1 pseudogene is annotated in these 522 nt (G+C 44.1%); it reads left to right on the top strand.

The window, feature by feature from the left end:
- Positions 1-207 precede the first annotated feature (207 nt).
- A pseudogene (locus R8N47_RS28315) lies at positions 208-522 on the top strand (ISL3 family transposase); the annotation flags it as partial.

The raw sequence follows: 522 nt of genomic DNA, 5'->3' as shown, positions 1-522 counted from the left end.
AATCCGCGAAAGCGGGTTAAGCATTGAAGAAGCAAGAGAACTTGGCTTGATTCACTGATTCTCTCAATTCGGTGTACCACTCCATAGGGTAGCCAACTGGCTGCCCTTTTTATTGGTTCATCGCGGATAAGCGGGAACTAAAAACAAAAACGGTAGTAAGTGATAGAGTTTTATCGCCAAACAAAACCTACACAAACTACCGTTTTCATGTCGAATCATACTTTCCTATCTTCATTCTGGGAAGGCGTTCATATAGTAAAGTCTCATCAGACTGCGTCATTAATAAAGCTCACTCTCAAACCTAATTCTATCGCTAAGTGTCCGTGCGGGCTTAAAGCTCAAGCCATACATGAGTATCAGTGGCGTAACGTGAAGGAAGCTACACTGTTAGGAGCTCCCGTTGAACTGTCCATTCAAACCCGACGCATCAAGTGCAGTAACTGCGGCATTAAAACAGAGCGGCTATCTTGGTTGGAACCTTATGCTCGTATCACTAACCGCCTACGAAGCTATATAGAACAG

The sequence above is a fragment of the Vibrio sp. 2132-1 genome, from assembly GCF_033344315.1.
Note: the sequence above shows the minus strand (reverse complement) of the source record. Positions and strands in the feature narration are given on the sequence as shown.